This is a genomic window from Bradyrhizobium sp. AUGA SZCCT0176, from assembly GCF_018130145.1.
GTDB lineage: Bacteria > Pseudomonadota > Alphaproteobacteria > Rhizobiales > Xanthobacteraceae > Bradyrhizobium.
In genome coordinates this window covers 174,656-193,375 of sequence record NZ_JAFCMB010000001.1, presented here as the reverse complement: position 1 = coordinate 193,375, position 18,720 = coordinate 174,656, and the positions used below count along the sequence as shown (strand labels likewise).

The following is an 18,720-nucleotide window of genomic DNA, read 5'->3' as shown; positions in this document are numbered from 1 at the left end:
AAAAACTCCTTTGGCATGCGAATATGCCAAATGTAAGAATCGCGCCGGCGATTTCATGATTGTGATGCCGGCGATGCGTTCGTCGCTGTGCTACGAGATCAGCCGCAGGAAAGTTTTGCCGGAAATTTTGCCATGACCGACGATCCCCGATCACCGCCTGCAGCTCTTCCCGGCGCCGCCCCCGGCAAGTTGCTGACGCCGGCCGCCCGGCGTGCGCTGGCCGAAGCCGAAGCGCGCCGGAAAGCTGCCGAAGCCACCACCGCTCCGGCGGCACAGCAGGAATTGCAGGGTCCGAAGGGGCCGGAGCCGACCCGTTACGGCGACTGGGAGCGCAAAGGCATCGCCTCGGATTTTTGAGGCGATGCGGTAACTTGCCGGAATAGCCGACTCATTCCACCATATTGGGAATATGTCCCCATATAAAAGAATAAATACTTATCGAACGCCGCACCGAAGTCCTTGGCGGCGCCGGTTCGCAGCGGCCTTGCCCTGGGTATTCGTGATTGGGGTTGTCGCGGGGACGATGCTGCCGCTGCGCCATTGGGTGCATTGGCCGTTTCCGCCCGCGGCCGACAGCCAGGCGGCGCGCGACGCCGAGACAATCTGGAAGAGCGCTGGCAGTCCCGATGTGCGTCACGCCGTCGACGTGATCCGCACCTTCGATGGCGACACGTTCGAGGCACGGGTGCAATTGCCGGATGGACTCGCGCTGAACACGCGGGTCCGCCTGCGCGGAATCGACACGCCGGAATTGAAGGCGGCCTGTCCGCAGGAATTGCAGATGGCGGAAGCCGCGAGTGACGCGCTGCGCGGCCTGCTCCGCGAAGGCGCGGTCACGATCTCGAATATCGGGCCGGACAAGTATGCCGGCCGGGTGGTGGCCGACGTGGCGACGAGGAAGACCACCAGCGTCTCGGCTGCGTTGCTTGCCGGTGGCCATGGGCGCGGGTACAGCGGCGGTCATCGCAACGGCTGGTGCGCGAACGCCGGGAAATAGAAAAAGCCGCGCTCGATGCGCGGCTCTCTCAAATTTCAAAACAGAGAATGCCGATCAGCGCGTCACCGTCACTTGCGTGCCGACCGAAACGCGCTGGTAAAGGTCGGTAATATCGGCGTTGAGCATGCGGATGCAGCCATAGGAGACAAAACCGCCGACCGAGCCCGGCGCATTGGTGCCGTGGATGGCGTATTCACCGCCGGCGAGCGTCATTGCCGCGACGCCCATCGGGTTGCTCGGCGAGCCGCCGGGAATGACGTTGGGCATGTTCGGCTTGTCGCGCTTCACTTCGGCGGGCGGCGACCATGCCGGGTTCTGATACTTGCCGTCGATGCGGGTGGTGCCGGCCCACTGCTTGCCGGCGCGGCCGACGCCGACCGGATAGCGCACGGCGCGGCCTTGTTCGAGAATGAGATAGAGGCGGCGCTCGTTGGTCTTCACGACGATCGTACCCGGCGTGTAATCGCCGCGGATACCGACCATTTCGGGCCGCGCCTCGGCCGCCGACGACATCAAAACGCCCATCCCGATGGTGGCGGCCAGCGCCACCGCAATCCTCATCGACATCAACTTCTCCCGCCCAATCGCCCCGTCAGGGGTCCTCAAATGCACACACAAACCTCCAAAGGAAAATCCAATGGAAATGCCGGTTTGCCGTCTCACCCACGCATTTTTAACCGCGTGTCTTAACCGGATGGTTTCCAAGCCGGCCGCAAGACTGGTTTCGATGGGGGAACCAAAGGAAATGTTCGAATTAAAGTAAATGACTTGAAAACAACACTCGTCCGGAAACGTCCCGGGCAGCGGTCGCCGCCCTGACGATTGCGTGAGGCCGTCAGGTCCAGGCGGCGGGGGCCTCGCCCAAAGGAGCGGCAGCAAGGGCGCCGGGCGGTACCAGGCCTCGAACATGACGAAAAATTAAACCGGAAGCCCCGAACGCGGCGTCGTGACGACGCGGCTACTGGCTGCGGCCCAATTCCGGGGCGCAGGAGTTCGTCTCATGCGAGCATTGGTTGAGATTGTTTTGCTGCGCCGAGCCGTCCGCGCCGGCGGCGGCCGCCTCACAGCAATACTGGCCGCATTGCTGCTGGGGCTATCAGCGCTTTCGGCAACCGCCGTGGCGCAACCCTCCTACGATGTCAGGGAGGAGGTTCGCGACGAACCGGTGCAGGCCGAAGCCCGCGCGGTGCTGTCGCAATATGGACGCTTCGTGCAGCACGCCCGTTTCGGCGAGGTGTGGGTACCGACGGTCACGCCGCAAGGCTGGCATCCCTATCCGCCGTGCCAATGGGTCAAGACCAAACAATATGGCTGGTACTACGACGACAAGACGCCGTGGGGCCAGATCGTGCACCACTATGGCCGCTGGTTCTGGGATCAGCAGATCGGCTGGGCTTGGGATCCCGGTTCGGAGTTCAGCCCCGGATGGGTGGTGTGGCGGTCCAGCCCCGAATGGACGGGCTGGGCGCCGATGCCGCCGGACCCGGCGTTCCCCAGCATGTCGTCCGATCAGTTCAACAACAGCGATCAGTGGATATTCGTCGAGACCGCGAAGTTCAACAATGGTTGCGACGCGACGAAGTCGGCTCCGGTCGAACGCATTCCGGTAATTCTACGCCAGACCAAATGGATCACGGCGTACGAATTCGTCGACGGCATCGTCGTCATCGTGCTGCCGCCCTACCTGATCGGGCCGTTCGTCCATGTGCAGATCGGATTCGGTCCGTGGCCGGCGTGGTTCATGGTCCAGATGATGAAGAATTCCAATTTCGTGTGGCAGAAGACGTTGAACTTCAACGTCCCGAATGTCTGCACGCCGTCGAACGCGAAGTGAGGGAGCAATCATCATGACCCTTGCCCGGAACATCTCGATCAAGACCAGGACGATGCTCACGGCGATGTTCGCCGCAGCGCTTGCCGTCCTCGTGCTGTCAGCATCAACGCCGTCAGCTTTCGCGCAAGCGCCTGCGCAAGAATCTGCCCAAGGCTCTGTCAGCGTCGTGCCGCAGCAAGGCGTTGCGAAGCTGCAGGAGGAATTCCGCGGCGTGCTCACGCAATACGGCCGCTTTGTCCAGCACGCCAAATACGGAGAGGTGTGGATTCCCACGGTGACGCCGCAGGGCTGGCGTCCGTATCCGCCCTGCAACTGGGTCAAGACCCCAAAATATGGCTGGTACTACGACGACAAGACGCCGTGGGGCGCGATCGTCCATCACTACGGCCGCTGGGTGTCTGACGCACAGATGGGATGGATATGGACGCCAGGTGCGGAGTTCAGCCCGGGTTGGGTTGTCTGGCGCACGTCGCCGGAATGGGTCGGCTGGGCGCCGATGCTGCCCGACCAAGATGTTCAGACGGTTTCCACCGCCGACTTCAACAGTGCCGCTTACTGGATCTTTGTCGAGACGCAGAAGTTCGCGCAAGGCTGCAACGGCGCGGCGCCGCCGCAGCAGATCCCGGTGCTGCTGACGCAGACGACCTACGTTACCGACATCAAGCTCGTGTATGGAATCACTGTGATCGTGTTGCCGGGATACGTGGTCGGCCCGTGGATCGACATCGACATCTTCTTCTCGCCGTGGCCGGCCTGGTTCCTGGCGCAGAATTTGATCGACTGGAATTTCATCTGGAACAACCTCGCCGTCATGAGTGCGGTGGCTCCGGACTGCCCACAGGTAGGCCCAAAGCAGGGCGGCGGATACAAACCGTTGCCGGTCCACAACCCTGTGTCGCCGCTGCCGCCGCGTCTTGATCAGCCGATCGACAATGGTCCGCCGGTCGTCGTCGTGGTCCCGCCAGTGTGTCCGCGCGGCACTTTCATGGACCATGGCGTATGCCGCTTGCCGGACTGCCGCCCGGGAATGGTGCGGGTGGGCAATCTGTGCGTATTCCCGACGAGGCCCGATCCGTTGCCGAAGCCGCCGGTAACCGAAAATCCCTGCGCCAATCTCACCGGCATTGCGCTGCGGCGCTGCCTCCACGCCCACCGGCCACATGGCGGCGACGGCAAACCGCCGGTGACGGGTCCGGTTACGGGTACCGGCGACGGCCGGCCGGTCGGCAATCCACCGTCGTCGAACGGCGGCCATACCGGGCACAACCCGGTTGGCGGGGCATCCGGGGCAGGCAAACCCGATGTGCGGATTCCGAACGTGATCCGTCCCAACGGCTCGGGTGACAATGTGCGGATCAAGGAGCCGGTGCAGTTGCCGAACCGTCCGCCGCCGCCGATCTCAGCGCCGATGCGGCCGAATCCCAGTCCGGTGGTCATGGCACCGAGCGGCGGCGGCCTCAACAAGACGACGGTCGGCGCTGCAGCGCCGACCGCGGCCCGGCCGCTGCCGGTGACCGTGCCGGAGAGGAAGACACTCACGCGGTGAGCGGCGGTTGAGGCGAAACAAAAAGGGCTCCGGTTATCTCGGAGCCCTTTGCAGTGATGGCAACCCTATTGCACGCTAAGCCCCCGCGCCCTTCTTGTTCTGCCTGTTATGCACGAGATCGTCGACCACGGCGGGATCGGCCAGCGTCGAGGTGTCGCCGAGGCTTGACGGTTCGTCCTCGGCGATCTTGCGCAGGATGCGGCGCATGATCTTGCCGGAGCGCGTCTTCGGCAGGCCCGGGGCGAACTGGATCAAATCAGGCGAGGCGATCGGGCCGATGTCCTTGCGCACCCACGCCACCAGTTCCTTGCGCAGCGCTTCGGTCGGCTCCTTGCCGGTCATCAGTGTCACGTAGGCATAGATGCCCTGGCCCTTGATGTCGTGGGGATAGCCGACCACGGCGGCTTCCGAGACCGCCTCATGCGCCACCAGCGAGCTTTCGACTTCGGCGGTGCCCATGCGATGGCCTGATACGTTGATGACGTCGTCGACGCGGCCGGTGATCCAGTAATAGCCGTCGGCGTCGCGGCGGCAGCCGTCGCCGGTGAAGTACTTGTTCTTGTAGGTCGAGAAATAGGTCTGCTCGAAGCGGGCGTGGTCGCCATAGACCGTGCGCATCTGGCCCGGCCAGGATTTGGCGATGCAGAGATTGCCGCTAGTTTCGCCATCCAGCACCTTGCCGTCGGCATCGACGATCTCGGGCACCACGCCGAAGAACGGCCGCGTCGCCGAACCCGGCTTGAGTTTTGTCGCGCCCGGCAGCGGCGTGATCAAAATGCCGCCGGTCTCGGTCTGCCACCAGGTGTCGACGATCGGGCAACGCTCGTCGCCGACCACGCGGTGATACCATTCCCAGGCTTCCGGATTGATCGGCTCGCCGACCGAGCCGAGCAGACGCAGGCTCTTGCGCGAGGTTTTCTTCACCGGCTCGTCGCCGCCCTGCATCAGCGCGCGGATCGCGGTCGGCGCGGTGTAGAAGATGTTGACCTTGTGCTTGTCGATGACGTTCCAGAACCGCGAATTGTCCGGATAGTTCGGCACGCCTTCGAACATCAGCGTGGTCGCGCCGTTCGCCAGCGGGCCATAGAGGATGTAGCTGTGGCCGGTGACCCAGCCGACGTCGGCGGTGCACCAGTAGATGTCGCCGTCGTGATAGTCGAACACGTATTGATGCGTCATCGACGCGAAGACGAGATAGCCGCCCGAAGTGTGCAGCACGCCCTTGGGTTGGCCGGTGGAGCCGGACGTATAGAGGATGAACAGCGGATCTTCCGCGTGCATCGGCTCGCACGGGCATTCCGTCGTCACCATCTTGGCGGCGTCGTGATACCAGAAGTCGCGGGTAGGGTTCATGTCCACAGTGCCGCCGGTGCGCTTGACCACGACGACCCAGTCGACGCCGCCGCTCTTGGCAATCGCGGCATCGACATTGGCCTTCAGCGGCACCTTCTTGCCGCCGCGCAGGCCTTCGTCGGCGGTGATGACGACCTTGGACTGGCAATCGGTGATGCGCTGGGCGAGGCTGTCAGGCGAGAAACCGCCGAACACCACCGAATGAATGGCGCCGATCCGCGCGCAGGCCAGCATCGCATACGCCGCTTCCGGGATCATCGGCAGGTAGATGGTGACGCGGTCGCCCTTCTTGACGTTCCTGGTGCGCAGGATGTTGGCCATCTTGCAGACTTCGTCGTGCAGCTGGCGGTAGGTGATGTGTTTGGACTCATTGGGATCGTCGCCCTCCCAGATGATCGCGGTCTGGTCGCCGCGCTTGTCGAGATGGCGGTCGATGCAGTTCCAGGCGACGTTCAGGACACCGTCCTCGAACCATTTGATCGAAATATTGCCGGGAGCGAAGGAGGCGTTCTCGACCTTGTGGAACGGCTTGATCCAGCCGATCCGCTTGCCCTGTTCGGCCCAGAAGGCATTGGGGTCGGCGACCGATCTTGCGTACATCTCGCGATACTTGGCGTCGTCGATCAAAGCGCGCTTCGACCAGTCTGCCGACACGTCGTAAATCTTCTCGGACATCTTCCCCTCCGCTGATTGCGAGCCCTACCCGTAAGCGGTCGCAAGCCGTCTTGATTATTACGATGATTAGGCGTCGCAGGGGGCCCGGACAAGGCGGAAACATCTGCGACCTTGGTCGGTTCCCGCGCTTCCGGACGGCCCGGCCGGCCCGGTCCGGCCATCACTTTCGCGTTTTGATGCGACCCAAAATCAACGTTATCGCGCGAATGGCTCCCATGACCGGTATCCAATAACCGTTAATCGCGGAATCGGGACTCGCAAAGGGGTTCGTTACCCCCTAAATGGCGTTTCCGGGGTGACAGGGCCCCGCCGGAACCAAGCCGCAGCAAGCGGCATTACCGGAAGAACAGGCGGAGCAGGACAACGACGGTCATGATGGATCAGGTGAATTTCGAGGCTACGCGGCCCAATTCCGCTGATCCTGCCGTCGCTTTGGCAGAAGCGCTTGGCCAGTTGCCGAAAACGCCGCTGAAGGCGCCCGCCAAAATCCCCTCGCCGAAGGAAAAGCTCGCCAAGCATGAGCCGAAGATTACGGTCGAGTCGCTGGCGCAGGAACTCGGCCTCAAGCTCGGCGACCAGAACGAGCTGACGATCCGCCGCATCAAGCGTGGCAAGAACTATTCATTTGTTCGCGCCAACGGCACGGCGATACGCCACGCCGGTACCATCCGGCGCCTGAACTCGATGGCGGTGCCGCCGGCCTATCAGCAGGTGCGTTATTCGCCCGATCCGACCTCGCACCTGCAGGCGGTCGGCGTCGACGCCGCCGGCCGGCTGCAATACCGCTACCACGCCGATTGGGAAAAGGTCCGCGAGCAGCGCAAGGCCCATCGCCTTGCGCGCCTGGTCGCGGCCTTGCCGAAGATCCGCCGCAACGTCTCGATGCATCTGTCCGGCGACGAGCCGACGCGCGAGTTCGCGCTCTCGGCGGTGATCGAACTGATCGCGCGCACCGCGATCCGGCCGGGCAATGAATCCTACGCGCGATTGAACGGCACCCGCGGCGCCACCACGCTGCTGAAGTCCAACGTCACGCTGGAAGACGACAATCTGGTCCTGACCTTCAAGGCCAAGGGCGGCAAGGCCGTGCGCAAGGAATGCGACGCGGCCAAGCTGGTGCGCGCGATCGGCATCCTGCGCGGCGTGCCGGGCAAGCGCATGTTCCAGTATCGCGACAATTCCGGCACCGTGCGTACCGTCTCGACCACGACGGTGAACGGGTTCCTGCGCGAGATCGCCGGCATCAAGATTTCGCTGAAGGATTTTCGCACTTTGATGGCCTCGGCCGTGGTGCTGGAATCGCTGTCGCGGATTTCGCCGGCAGCCAGCGCCCGTGGCCGCAAGAAGCAGGTGCTGGAGGCGGTTCGGGCGGCTGCCGACGAACTGTCGAATACCCCCGCGATCTGCCGCAAGAGCTACGTCCACGACACCATCGTCACCGCCTTCGAGGACGGCATCCTCGAACGCTTTGCCGCGACAATGAAGGGCTACCGCTCGCAGTCGAAGCGCGAAGCGCTGTTGGCGCAGGTCGTGACGGCGGCTGCTGCGGCGTAATTTCCGCTTGTCATGCGCGGGCTTGACCCGCGCATCCATCTACAAAGTGAATTTTTGAAAAGTGATGGATTGCCGGGTCATAGGCGAGCGGAAGCGACGCCGTCCTTCGGACGGCTATGCCCGGCAATGACAGATTGCGAGCGCTACTGCCCGCCCACCCTTGATGACATCTTCCGTTCATCGGTGCCGACAGGCTGTGCGTCCCGCACATCCTCCGCCGCCGCATGCGCATTCGACAAAAACACAATATTCCTGCCGCCGCGCTTGGCGTCGTAGAGAGCGTCGTCAGCCCATTTGGCGACCATCTCCGGCGCGGCGTTCTCCTGCGCGAACGCGACGCCGAGGCTGATCGTCACCACGCTGGTCGAATCATTTGCGGGATGGATTCCGGGATTGACGATGCCGAGCGCCTCCACCGCGCTGCGGATGCGTTGCGCGATCGTCCAGGCCAGATCGGGGGTGGCATGCGCGAGAACGACGAGGAATTCCTCGCCGCCATAGCGAAACACCGCATCCAGGCCCAACCGGACCGAGTCCTCGATCGTATCCGCTACCCGCCTGATGCAGGCGTCGCCAGCGGCGTGGCCGGCGGTATCGTTCAAGTGCTTGAACAAGTCGATATCGGCCATGATGAACGTGATACTGGCTTTCGGAACCGTCGGGTCGCGCCAGAGCCGGTCGATCAGATCGGTCGCCGAACGGCGATTGCCGAGCCCGGTAAGCGGGTCGCGCGTCGCCAGTATTTCCAATTGATGGTTGGCGCGCCTCAGGGCGTCGCTGCGATACTGGTTGCGCAAGGACAGCAGGAAGGCTTTTTGACCGAGGATCGACTGGGTCTTCCGCGCGATCGTCGCCGCAAAGATTCCCATCGCATAAAAGATCGACGTCCCGACCGCTTCCTGGAGTTCGATCGCGGGATTGAAGATCTCAAAGCCAAAGAAGATCGCGGTGGAGCAGATCATCAGGGCCAGCGTCCAGATATAGTCGACGCTGAACACCACGATCGCGATCGTGTTCACGTACATGATGCAGATCAGGAAGCGCTCATAATTGCTGGCACCGGCCGCGACGGCGATGACGCCGTACGCCATCATGACGCTGGTCATCAAGAGCAGCAGCGACAGGCCTTCGACCGTGGCGCTGCGGGGCTTGCGCCAGACCAGATAGGCGCAGGCGTGCAGCGCCGGAACCAGCAATCCGCTGATGGCGGTGGTGAGGGTGAGGAAATCGGGAGCGAGAAGGTAGCTGAGCGGCACAAAGGCCACGCTGATGGCGGCGACCCAGACCATCCAGGCGCGCGCAATCTTGCTGCGTTGCGGCCAGTCCTTCTTGCGGTAGGCGCGGATCATTTCGGGAGAGAACTGGATGTCGCGCGTGCGCTGTGACAGCAGCCGCTCGGTCTCGGCTTCGAGCGCAGGCGTCACGAGCACGTCCGCCGCATCGTCGTGCGGCGTCGCGTTCAGGCTGCTGGCACCCGATCTCAAGGCGTATCTCTCCCGCTGGCGTGCTTGCCGCACGTCCAGGAGTTAGCGCCCGAAATGCTAAATTTCTCCTGCAAAAGGGATCGGGGAGTATTACGGGATAAGGAATGGTTAAGGGCCCAGGGCGCGGTGCTTTATTACCTTCCAGTAGGGATCCTGATACTTTGCATGGGGTTGTTTTCGCGATTTTGTATCTGGCCCCGCCAGGTTCCACCCATAGCGCGTCGGCGCTGCGGTGCCTCCACGATGCCCTACAATCCGCCCATCGTGCAGACCATCTTCCATTCGTCCGCGGTGACCGGCTGCACCGACAGCCGCGAATATTTCACCAGCGCCATCGCGGCGAGCTTCTTGTCGGCCTTGATCGCGGCCATCGTCACCGGGATCTTCAGCGGCTTGTCGGCCTTGATGTCGACGCAGACGAACTTGCCGGTCTTGTCGGTCGGATCGGGATAGGCCTCCTTGATAATCTCCGCGATGCCGACGATCTCCTTGCCCTCGTTGGAGTGGTAGAAGAAGGCGCGGTCGCCTTTCTTCATCGCCACGAGATTCTGCCGCGCGGTGAAATTGCGCACGCCGGTCCAGGCTTCGCCCTTGGCGCCTTTCGCAACCTGCATATCCCACGACCACACCGAGGGCTCGGACTTCACCAGCCAGTACGCCATCTATTCCTCCGCCTTGAACGGCCGCGTCAGCAGTCCCTCGATCGCGGCATCGATCGTCACCTTGCCGGCCAGGATCGCCGCGACCGCATTTGATACCGGCATGTCGACATTTTGCGAAGCCGCCAGCTCGATCAGCACGGGCGCGGTGAATGCGCCCTCCGCAAGCTTGTCGCGCGCCGGCTGCTCGCCGCGCCCGAGCGCGATGCCGAGCGCGAAATTACGCGATTGCAGGCTGGAGCAGCTCAGGATCAGATCGCCCAGTCCGGAAAGCCCCGCCAGCGTTTCCGCGCGCGCGCCGCAGGCGCGACCGAGCCGTGCCAGCTCGCTGAAGCCGCGCGTGGTCAAGGCAGCCAGCGCCGAGGCGCCGAGCTTGCGTCCTTCAACGATGCCGGCCGCGATCGCCAGCACGTTCTTCGCCGCCCCGCCGATCTCGACGCCGCGGATATCCGTGGTGTGATAGGGCCGGAAGGTGGATGAGCCGAGCGCCTGCACCAGCGCGCTTGCCAGCGCCTCGTCCTTTGCCGCCAGCGTCACGGCGGTCGGAAGTCCGCGCGCGACATCGTCGGCGAAGCTCGGTCCCGACAGGATCGCAGGTATCGCGTCGGGGGCGGCTTCCGCGATCACTTCGGTCATGAATTTATGTGTGCCGCGCTCGATGCCCTTGGCGGTGGCGATAACCGGCGTCGCCTTCTTCAGATGTGGGGCCAGCGCCAGGGCCGCTTCACGCAAATTCTGCGCGGGCGTTGCGATCAGGATGATGTGGGCGCCGGCCGCGGCCGCGATGCGGTTGGTGATTTCGATGCGCTGGTCGAGGCGCATGCCCGGCAGCCGCGGATTGGCATGCGCCATCTTCATTTGCGCGGCGTTTTCGGCGTTGCGTGCATAGAGGATGACATCGCGGCCCGCGCGCGCCGCGACGGCCGCAAGCGCGGTGCCCCAGGCGCCCGCGCCGATCACCGCCACGGTGTTCTCAGACGGCATCGCTAAAATCCCGCCCTGGTGTTGGCGTAGCCCGCCGGTGCGGCGGCATTGGCATCGAGCAGCCAGCGCGCGCGGGGCGGCGCATCCATCGTATCGGTCAGCCCGAGCGCCATCCGCTCGGCGCCGGCCCAGGCGATCATCGCGCCATTATCCGTGCAGAGCGCCGGCGGCGGAATGATCAGCGTGGTCTGCGCTTTCGCCGCCACATCCTGCAGGGCGTCGCGGATCGCGTGATTGGCGGCGACGCCGCCGGCCGCGACCAGCGCGCGGGGCGGACCGAACTGCTCGTGGAACAGCCGCAGGCCGACGCTCAATCGATCGGCGGTGGATTCCAGCACCGCGGCCTGGAAACTGGCGCAGAGATCGCTGACATCCTGCGGCTCCAACGGCATCATCCGGCTGGCCTCGTTGCGTACGGCGGTCTTCAGTCCCGACAGCGAGAAATTCGCATCCGGCCGCCCGAGCATCGGGCGCGGAAACGCAAATCGCTTTGGATCGCCGCCGGTGGCCGCGCGCTCGACCTCCGGTCCGCCGGGATAAGGCAGCGACAGCATCTTTGCGACCTTGTCGAAGGCTTCGCCCATGGCGTCGTCGACGGTGGTGCCGAGCCGGACATATTTGCCGACGCCGACGACCGCGACGATCTGGGTGTGACCACCCGAGGCAAGGAACAGGCAATAGGGAAACGCCAGCGCGCAAGTAAGCCGCGGCGTCAGCGCGTGGGCCTCGAGATGGTTGACCGCGATCAGCGGCGTGTCGTGCACCATCGCGATCGCCTTTGCGGTGGTGAGGCCGACGATTACCCCGCCGATCAGGCCGGGACCCGCGGCGGCCGCGACCGCCGACAATTGCGCGAAGCCGATTCCGGCCTCTTTCATCGCGCTATCGACAATGCCGTCGAGCAGATCGACATGGGCGCGCGCCGCGATCTCCGGCACCACGCCGCCGAAGCGAGCGTGCTCGTCGGTCTGCGAGCGCACGATATTGGACAGGATCCGGCCGCTGCCGTCGCTCGCCCGCTCGATCACCGCTGCCGCGGTCTCGTCGCAGGTGGTCTCGATACCCAGCACCAGCATCGGCGTGTCGTTATCCAATTTGATCCCTTGCGTATCAGGTCAAAACAACGCTTCCGTAACCCGGTAGCATTACGAGGTCGCTAGGTGCAATCGCCGGTTAAAGCCGAAATTTTTTGAGCCAAGGCTTTTTCTTACGCCAAGGCTTTTTCTTGCGCCAAGGGTTGTGCCAAGGGTTGCGGCAAGACATTTTTGGAGGTCTGAGGCATGGCCGTTCTCGTCACGCGCCCGCATCCGGACGATGAGGCCACCGCCACAGCCCTTCGCGCCAGGGGTTTTGAAGTGCTTCGGGCGCCGATGCTGCGATTTGAGGCGGTGCCGTTCCATGACGACGCCGATGCCCGTTACGGTGCCATCATCGTCACCAGCGCCAACGCGCTACGCGCCATCGCGCCGCATCTGGCCGATAGCCGGCTGTTGAAATTGCCGCTCTTCGCGGTCGGCGAACACACCGCCTCGGCTGCTCGGGACGCTGGTTTCAGCCAGGTGATCGCGGCCAGGGGCGACGCCGGTGCGTTGCGCGATCTGGTGCTGGGAGCTGTGAAATCGAAGCAACTCAAGAAAGCCAGCACGCTGCTCTATCTGGCCGGCGCCGATCTCGCGCGCGATCTTGCGGGCGAATTGGGCGAGAAGGGATTTACCGTCGTGACGCACACGACCTACCGGATGATTCCGGCGTCCAGCCTGCCGCAGGAAGTATGTGACGCTTTCGTGGCGAACCAGGTCGAGGCGGTGCTGCATTATTCACGCCGCAGCGCGCGCGCCTTTCTGAACGCGGCGCGGTCGGGCGGCGTCGAAATATCGGCGCTGGCGCTGCCACAATGCTGCATTTCCGCTGCCGTTGCCGCCGTCTTGCGCGATGCCGGCGCGACGCAGGTCACGGCGGCCGCCCAGGCCGACGAAAATGCCTTGTTCGAGGCTTTGAGCCGTGCTTTGCGGACCCGATTGGCCTAACCCCGCCCGATTCTGATAGGTTCAGGGAAACTCACGCTAAGGGAACCGCTGCGATGGTCGACGACAGGCCCGAAAATCAGGGATCACTGCCCGAATCGGAGCGGCCCAAGCGCGAGCCGCCGACGATCGATCTCGATGCCACCGAAGTGACCAGCGAGACCGCGAAAGCAGGCGATACAACGAGGTCGGATACCGCAGCACCCGAGACTGCTGCGTCTGAGGCTGCGGCGGCCGAGACCGAGACTGCAACCGAGGCGGCTGCGGCGGAACCGGCGCCGCAACCGGCGCCTGCGCCGGCGCCGGTTTCCCCCTGGATCGTTGCACCCGTCTCCGGCGCGGTGGCGGCCGCGCTCGTGATCGGCGTCGGCTGGATGCTGGGCTGGCCCGCCGTTCAGCCGGCGGCAGCGCCTCCCGCGCCGCAGCCTAGTGCTGCTGCGATCGACGGCCTTACCGCCCGCGTCGCGGGACTCGAAACCAAAACCAGCAAGCCCGCCGCGCCGGTCGCCGATCCCGCTTCCCTGGCGCGGATTGATACGCTGGAAAAATCGCTCGCCGCGCTGCGCGGCGAACTCACAACCGCGCGCACGCAGAACGAAAAACTTGCCTCCGCGCTTAACGAGGTGAAATCCGCGCCGCGCGCCGACGGCGCACCCGCACCCGATCTCTCCGGGATCAACGAACAAATCGCGAAGATCGAAACCGCCATGCAGGCGCAGGCCGCGGAGATCGCGCAGCAAGGCAGCAAGATCGCCGACAAGCCGGTCGATACGAAACCTGCCGACGATCTGCCGCTGCGCCGCGTGGTGGCGGCGGCGTTGCTCGATGTTCTCGTTCGAACCGGCGATCCCTATCCGGCGGCGCTGACCACCGCGAAAGCGCTGGCGCCCAACGCCGAAGCGCTGAAGGCGCTCGAGCCGTTCGCGGCAACGGGCGTGCCGAGCGCCGGCAAGCTCTCGGGCGAATTGCTGACGCTGGTGCCGAAATTGTCGCCGGCGTTGCCGCAGGACACCGCCACGACTGGTTCGGGCATCGTCGAGCGGTTGCAGGCCGGCGCCGCCAAACTGGTCCGCATCGAACGCACCGATACCGCAGGCAATGACCGCGGCGCGGTGGTAGCGCGGGCGACCGCGGCGGCGTTGCGCAACGATGCCAATGAAGCGCGACGCGAACTGAAAACGCTGGCGCCGGCCGATCGTGCCTTGGCGCAAGCCTGGCTCGACAAGGCCGACGCGCGCGATGCCGCGCTGGCCGCCTCCCGTCAATTTGCGGCCGACGCCATGGCCGTGCTCTCCAAACCAGCGCAATAAGGAATCCGATGGTCCGGATCATTCTGTTTCTGCTGTTGATCGCGTTTGGTGCAGCCGGCGCGGCCTGGGTTGCCGAACAGACCGGCGAGGTCGTGCTGTCGTCGGGCAATCTGAAGATCGCGACCACGCTGCCGGTATTCGTGCTGGGGCTCGGCATTGTCATCGTCGCGGCCATGTTGATCTGGGCGATCCTGCGCGGATTGTGGCGCACGCCGACGCGTCTGCGTCGTAATCGGCGCGAGAAGCGCCACGCCCGCGGCCGCCATGCGATCACGCAAGGATTACTCGCGATCGGTCACGGCGATTCCACCGCCGCCCGCGCGCATGCAGACGTCGCGCGCCGCCATGCGGCAGAGGATCCGCTGGCGCTGCTGCTGGAAGCGCAATCGGCGCAGCTCGATGGCGATCGCGAAGGCGCGCAGCGCGCCTTCCACGCCATGGCCGAGCGCGCGGATACGCGGCTGCTCGGCCTGCGCGGCCTGTTCATCGAGGCGCAGCGCGCGGATGATCCCGTCGCCGCCGTGATGGTCGCCGAGGAAGCGCTGAAACTGTCGCCGTCTTCGTCATGGGCGTCGCATGCCGTGCTCGGGTTCTGCTGCGCCAAGAGCGACTGGACCGGCGCGCTCCGCATTCTCGACAACAACCAGTCCTCGGGGCTGATCGACAAGGCGACCTATCGCCGTCACCGCGGCGTGTTGCTGACGGCACGCGCGCTCGAGCTCGAGAAGGTCGATCGCGATCTCGCGCGTCAGAGCGTGATGGAGGCGGTCAAGCTGGCGCCGACGCTGGTGCCGGCCGCGGTGCTCGCGAGCAAGTTTGAAAGCGAGGCACATCAGGTGCGGCGTTCGATGCGCCTGGTCGAAACCGCGTGGCTGGCGCAGCCGCATCCTGATCTCGCCGATGCCTATGCCCATGTGAAGCTCGGCGATTCCGCGCGCCAGCGGCTGGTGCGCGTCGAAACGCTTGCGGCCAAAGCGCCCGGCCATATCGAGGGCGCGCTCGCGATCGCGCGCGCCGCGATCGACGCCTCCGAATTTACGAAAGCGCGCGAAGCGCTGGCGCCGTTCATCACAGCGCCGACGCAGCGCGTGGCGCTGCTTATGGCGGAGATCGAGCGCACCGAACATGGCGACAGCGGCCGGGCGCGGGCGTGGACCTTGCGCGCGGTGCGCGCGCTGCACGATCCGGCCTGGACCGCGGATGGCTATGTCAGCGATCGCTGGCGGCCGGTCTCGCCGGTCACCGGCCGCCTCGACGCCTTCCAGTGGCAGACCCCGGTCGCGGCCTTGCCGTCCGACAAGGGCCCCGCCATCGAATCCTCGCCGTTCGAAGAGGCGATGCTGGCGACGCCGCGCCGCGCGGTCGTGCTCGAGCCGCCGGCTCCAGCCCCGGTCGAAAGCGAGCCGGCGGAACCGGCAGCCCCCGTCGCGCCCGAGCCTGTTGTCGCGCCCGCAGCTGCGGCCGCCCAGGACAACGCGCCGCCGGCCGCCAGCGTCGAACCGGAACCGACCCCAGCCGCAGAGCCTGAGCCGTCACCCGCACCGGCGCCCGCCCAACCCGCGCCCGCCGTTGCCGCGCCGCTGTTTCGCGCCCGCCAGGACATTCCGAAGGCGGTTCCGGCGCCGATTCCGGCCGTGATTCCCATTGTTCGGGCGCCGGATGACCCGGGAATCGACGAGGACGGCCCTCCGGACGAATTCGCCCAGCAAATCGGCCCGCCCAAGGCCCAGGCCGGCGGCTGGCGGGGATTTTTGTCACGCTGGGGCGGGGAGTAGGCCCGGGGGCTTGCGTTTTTCTTGCCAAGGCGGGCGCTGCCCGATATCAGGTGGCACGCGTTTTCGGCCCAGTTGTCGAACGCTGCGTCTGGTCCGCCGCAATAGCTCAGTTGGTAGAGCACGTCATTCGTAATGACGGGGTCACAGGTTCGAGTCCTGTTTGCGGCACCACTTCGCCTAATGGGCGAAAGCGGACCCGAGCGTATTTCGGAGTAACGGGAAGACCACTGCAGATTCCGGTCAAAATATCCGACGAGTAAGTCTCCTACCCCGAAAGCGACTTTCGCGAAGAAGCTATGACTGACAGACAAGCAATTCGGGCACTGTGTTGCCGAGATAGATGAAAACGAAGCTAAGGGGTCGCCGAGAAATACTTCAACATCTCCGGACGATATGTGAACCGAACTTCATTTTCCCCTGGATCGACACGTAAGGCTTTGAAGGTTCCGAACAATAGTTCGATAGTCCTTCGCTTGTCGTTCACAGTCGCGTTCCAGCCAGGGAGCCAATTGTCAACAAAGCTTAAGATCAGCGGCTCGCCTGCGGTGATGCGGACGCGGAGTTCGGTCCCATCATAGCGCTCAACAGTTATGCGGCTGCTCTGCTCCACTTCACGCGCATCAGCCAGGAAGCTGGCGATAGTGGGGTGGTCGAGAGTTCGGGTCAAGAACAGCCTTGAGCCATCACGGATGCCGAGGAAAGTTTCTAGCGCCGCGCGTTCCTCCGCCGGCAGGTCCGGCCGTACGCTAGCATCCCCATTGAAGTAACGATTATAAAAGCGGACATAACCCTCACTGTACCAAGCGGAGACGACTCCGAGGTTAAACGATGGGAGATACTCCGGCCAAATTGCTCCATAAACACTCCGACGTGGAGCGGTAAATCCGGCGGAGACCTGATCCGCGATAGGGTGCGTTACGCGGGTGCTGTATCGGTCGGGATAACGAGCTGCCCACTGCGTGCTGGACTCCGGCCAAATATCAACGGTGATAACGCCGACGCAAACAATCAAGAATGCCGCTGGCCGTATGGAGATTTTGCGGCGAACGGCTGTAGACATGAAGAATGCCATCGTCAGCGCAGAAACGACGCCCATGAGCGGGTACCACCAAGCGGGCCCAAGCTGAGCTACGGCATAATGGAGCCAGTAGTAATCAAACGTTGCACCGAACAAAAGGCCGAGTTGAACTGCGACCACGAGTGCCATGAATGAATACAGAGCGAACTTACACGACCGAGATAGATCGCTTGGCGAAATCAGCTGTGTTTCGAAGACTTGCCAAGCGCGAGCAAGAAGGAGCGCGAAGACCGGAAGCAATACGATATTCAGGCGGCCCCAAATTCGCAGACCTTGCAGAAAAGGAAATGTGCTCCAGACCATGTCAAACAAATATGAATACCGCCCGAGTGTCATGCCAGTTACGGTCGCGATCCAGCATGCGCTGAGTACAATGAGCCAAAAGTCCTCGCTTCGCGTCTTGGGCCTGTGCAGCACAATCACAACGAAGAATGAAATGATGAAGAGGCTGAGCGTACCGAAATAGACCCACCCCTCTGGATTTCCCACGGGCGGGAAGACGTAGGCACCGAGAGTCTGAAGTGGCGAGTAAGAGTATTTGGTGGCGAAGTCATAGTCAGCAGTTGAGCGCGCGGCGGTAAAGCTCAAGATCTGGCGCACTTCCAACAGCCAAGGCAAGCTTGCCAGACCGCCAATTGTCAGGGCGGAGGTACCCACCACCAGATTTTTGAGAAATCCCCCTCCTGGAACTCCTTCGTTCAAGGAGATGACACCTCGCGTCGGGCCGTAGCTCACGATCAACAAGTAGGGTCCGATTAGAAATAGGGCGTAGATTATGAAGTATGGATAGCCAGCGGTGCAAAGATTCAAGGTCGAGGCAATCGTGACAAGCCATCCGACCAATGCGAAGCCCTTACGCGTGCATAACGTCAATCCAATGAGTATCCACGGATAGACGAACTGCTGCACCATCCCAAGCAATGACGGGGTAACAGGTTCGAGTCCTGTTTGCGGCACCAGCTTTCCGACGGGTCCGAGGCGTCTTGCGGAGTACCAAGATCATTCCGCCAACCTCAGGGCTCGAGATCTATCTAGAACAATCCAAAAAAAGTTTTGGGCTTACTGTCAGCGATCATCTTGGCAAGGATGCGCTCATATTCCGCTTTCGTAACTTGCTGCTTCGCGCCGCCGTACACGGCTGCAAGCGCTTCATCGGTCAGCACGTCAGGGGCGGCAATCTGCTGGGTTTGCGTGTTCATGGCTCTCGCTCATGTTGGGTCGGGCGCGACCGTTCGCGTCCTGTGATTGGGAGAATGCTTGAAGGTGAATCGGCGCGCTGTTCCCCAGGTAACAGCTGGTTCTGTAGCCGACTACGTTCCAGCGATGGTGCCCGCTGTTCTCAGCCCCGAGGTGGCCGTGCCGGCATTTTCCGTGCCCATCCCGCGCCGTTAACCCTCCATTAACCATGTCGGCGCACCCTGCGTCGTCCCTTCTGGAAACGAGTGTG

At 63.6% G+C, this 18,720-nt stretch carries 16 protein-coding genes and 1 tRNA gene; 9 read left to right on the top strand and 8 right to left on the bottom strand.

Annotated features, from left to right (window positions below; all coding sequences use genetic code 11):
- Positions 1-132: 132 nt before the first annotated feature.
- Both JQ600_RS00955 and JQ600_RS00950 read left to right on the top strand, forming a co-directional pair.
- The gene (locus tag JQ600_RS00955) at positions 133-357 is read left to right on the top strand and encodes a DUF1674 domain-containing protein (RefSeq protein WP_212389480.1); all 225 of its coding nucleotides are present in this window, start codon (positions 133-135) and stop codon (positions 355-357) included.
- 52 nt (positions 358-409) lie between these two features.
- Positions 410-997, top strand: a complete 588-nt coding sequence (locus JQ600_RS00950) for a thermonuclease family protein (protein ID WP_212389479.1) — start codon at positions 410-412, stop codon at positions 995-997.
- A 54-nt stretch (positions 998-1,051) separates the two neighbouring features.
- On the opposite strand, the gene JQ600_RS00945 is transcribed toward JQ600_RS00950, so the two are convergent.
- Complete coding sequence (locus JQ600_RS00945; RefSeq protein WP_212389478.1) at positions 1,052-1,564, bottom strand: L,D-transpeptidase; 513 nt, start codon at positions 1,562-1,564, stop codon at positions 1,052-1,054.
- 433 nt (positions 1,565-1,997) lie between these two features.
- On the opposite strand from JQ600_RS00945, the gene JQ600_RS00940 reads away from it, so the two are divergent.
- Both JQ600_RS00940 and JQ600_RS00935 read left to right on the top strand, forming a co-directional pair.
- Entirely contained in the window at positions 1,998-2,831 is an 834-nt protein-coding gene (locus JQ600_RS00940) for a DUF6600 domain-containing protein (RefSeq protein WP_212389477.1), read from the top strand.
- A gap of 13 nt (positions 2,832-2,844) precedes the next feature.
- Positions 2,845-4,377: a DUF6600 domain-containing protein gene (locus JQ600_RS00935; protein ID WP_212389476.1), complete on the top strand. Its 1,533-nt coding sequence runs from the start codon at positions 2,845-2,847 to the stop codon at positions 4,375-4,377.
- A gap of 75 nt (positions 4,378-4,452) precedes the next feature.
- On the opposite strand, the gene acs is transcribed toward JQ600_RS00935, so the two are convergent.
- Positions 4,453-6,405 carry an acetate--CoA ligase gene (gene acs, locus JQ600_RS00930; RefSeq protein ID WP_212389475.1) on the bottom strand — a complete coding sequence of 651 codons (1,953 nt, stop codon included), beginning with the start codon at positions 6,403-6,405 and terminating at the stop codon, positions 4,453-4,455.
- A 372-nt stretch (positions 6,406-6,777) separates the two neighbouring features.
- Between acs and JQ600_RS00925 the strand changes: the two genes are divergently transcribed.
- Complete coding sequence (locus JQ600_RS00925) at positions 6,778-7,959, top strand: DNA topoisomerase IB (RefSeq protein ID WP_212389474.1); 1,182 nt, start codon at positions 6,778-6,780, stop codon at positions 7,957-7,959.
- A gap of 143 nt (positions 7,960-8,102) precedes the next feature.
- On the opposite strand, the gene JQ600_RS00920 is transcribed toward JQ600_RS00925, so the two are convergent.
- The 4 genes from JQ600_RS00920 to tsaD form a co-directional block, all read right to left on the bottom strand.
- Positions 8,103-9,443, bottom strand: a complete 1,341-nt coding sequence (locus tag JQ600_RS00920; RefSeq protein WP_212489633.1) for a diguanylate cyclase — start codon at positions 9,441-9,443, stop codon at positions 8,103-8,105.
- A gap of 248 nt (positions 9,444-9,691) precedes the next feature.
- Positions 9,692-10,105, bottom strand: coding sequence for an EVE domain-containing protein (locus tag JQ600_RS00915; protein WP_212389472.1), 414 nt, complete (start codon positions 10,103-10,105; stop codon positions 9,692-9,694).
- A complete protein-coding gene (locus tag JQ600_RS00910; RefSeq protein WP_212389471.1) occupies positions 10,106-11,086 on the bottom strand; it encodes an NAD(P)H-dependent glycerol-3-phosphate dehydrogenase in 981 nt (326 codons plus the stop codon). It lies immediately after the preceding gene.
- 2 nt (positions 11,087-11,088) lie between these two features.
- Entirely contained in the window at positions 11,089-12,162 is a 1,074-nt protein-coding gene (gene tsaD / locus JQ600_RS00905; protein WP_212389506.1) for a tRNA (adenosine(37)-N6)-threonylcarbamoyltransferase complex transferase subunit TsaD, read from the bottom strand.
- Positions 12,163-12,366: 204 nt separating this feature from the next.
- Between tsaD and JQ600_RS00900 the strand changes: the two genes are divergently transcribed.
- The 4 genes from JQ600_RS00900 (at position 12,367) to JQ600_RS00885 (ending at position 16,366) form a co-directional block, all read left to right on the top strand.
- Positions 12,367-13,113: a uroporphyrinogen-III synthase gene (locus tag JQ600_RS00900; RefSeq protein ID WP_212268605.1), complete on the top strand. Its 747-nt coding sequence runs from the start codon at positions 12,367-12,369 to the stop codon at positions 13,111-13,113.
- A gap of 53 nt (positions 13,114-13,166) precedes the next feature.
- Complete coding sequence (locus JQ600_RS00895; protein ID WP_212389470.1) at positions 13,167-14,420, top strand: COG4223 family protein; 1,254 nt, start codon at positions 13,167-13,169, stop codon at positions 14,418-14,420.
- A gap of 8 nt (positions 14,421-14,428) precedes the next feature.
- Positions 14,429-16,195, top strand: coding sequence for a heme biosynthesis protein HemY (locus JQ600_RS00890; RefSeq protein WP_212489632.1), 1,767 nt, complete (start codon positions 14,429-14,431; stop codon positions 16,193-16,195).
- Positions 16,196-16,290: 95 nt separating this feature from the next.
- Positions 16,291-16,366, top strand: a tRNA-Thr gene (locus JQ600_RS00885).
- A 181-nt stretch (positions 16,367-16,547) separates the two neighbouring features.
- On the opposite strand, the gene JQ600_RS00880 is transcribed toward JQ600_RS00885, so the two are convergent.
- The gene (locus JQ600_RS00880; RefSeq protein WP_212489631.1) at positions 16,548-18,230 is read right to left on the bottom strand and encodes a hypothetical protein; all 1,683 of its coding nucleotides are present in this window, start codon (positions 18,228-18,230) and stop codon (positions 16,548-16,550) included.
- Between the two features lie 74 nt (positions 18,231-18,304).
- Positions 18,305-18,472 (bottom strand): hypothetical protein, encoded by a 168-nt coding sequence (locus tag JQ600_RS00875; RefSeq protein WP_212268623.1) that lies wholly within the window; start codon positions 18,470-18,472, stop codon positions 18,305-18,307.
- Positions 18,473-18,720 lie beyond the last annotated feature (248 nt).